The sequence below is a fragment of the Streptomyces himastatinicus ATCC 53653 genome, from assembly GCF_000158915.1.
Classification (GTDB): domain Bacteria; phylum Actinomycetota; class Actinomycetes; order Streptomycetales; family Streptomycetaceae; genus Streptomyces; species Streptomyces himastatinicus.
The window spans coordinates 1,831,951-1,833,017 of sequence record NZ_GG657754.1 but is presented as its reverse complement, the minus strand read 5'-3'; the positions used below and the strand labels follow the sequence as shown (position 1 = coordinate 1,833,017).

The window sequence follows — 1,067 nt, the reverse complement described above, 5'->3', positions numbered from 1 at the left end:
GGATCGGCACCGAGGCGGTGGCTCCGCTCCAGCAGCGAGGCCGCGGTGGGGTGGAGTTCTGCGGTCATGTCGTCCTCTGTGTGTGGTGGTGCGGCCCAGTGTTTTCGTGGCGGGAGGCGTACGGCGCTACGCGCCCCAGCCCGCCTGTTCGCCGCCCACGCGCTCCGCGACGATCCGGTCCGCCCAGCCGGACGCCCGGTACGCGGCCATCGGGTCGGGGTCGATGCCCAGCTCCTCGCGGACCTCGGCGAGGAGGGGGCGTACGTCGGTGTTGTACGCGTCCATCAGGACCGCGTTGGCGCCGAGCACGTCGCCCGACTGCTGGGCCGTGGCGAGCGCGTCGCGGTCGACCAGGAGGGCCTTGGCGGTGGCCTCCTGGACGTTCATCACCGAGCGGATGATCGCCGGGATCTTGGGCTCGATGTTGTGGCACTGGTCGAGCATGAAGGCGATGTCCGGGGTGAGGCCGCCGCCGCGGATGACCTCGTACATGATGCGGAAGAGCTGGAACGGGTCGGCGGCGCCGACCATGAGGTCGTCGTCGGCGTAGAAGCGGGAGTTGAAGTCGAAGGCGCCGAGCTTCTTCTCGCGGAGGAGCAGTGCGACGATGAACTCGATGTTGGTGCCCGGGGCGTGGTGGCCGGTGTCGACGCAGACCTGGGCCTTGGGGCCGAGCTTCAGGCAGTGGGCGTAGGCGGTGCCCCAGTCCGGGACGTCGGTGGTGTAGAAGGCGGGCTCGAAGAACTTGTACTCCAGCAGCATGCGCTGGTCGTCGCCGAGGCGGTCGTAGACGGTGCTCAGCGCCTCGGCGAGGCGGTCCTGGCGGGCGGCGATGTCGTCCTGGCCGGGGTAGTTGGTGCCGTCGGAGAACCAGAGCTTGAGGTCGCGGGAGCCGGTGGCGTCCATGATGTCGACGCACTCCAGGAGGTGGTCCACGGCCTTGCGGCGGACCGCCGGGTCGGGGTGGGTGACCGAGCCCAGCTTGTAGTCGTCGTCCCTGGAAGACATTGGAGTTGATCGCTCCCAGCCCGATGCCGCGTTCCTCGGCGTGCTTCGCGAGGGCCGCG

General features: G+C 69.6%; 1 pseudogene. It reads right to left on the bottom strand.

Annotated features, from left to right (window positions below):
- Window positions 1–126: 126 nt before the first annotated feature.
- Window positions 127–1,067 (bottom strand): annotated as a pseudogene (locus SSOG_RS07000) (sugar isomerase); the annotation flags it as partial.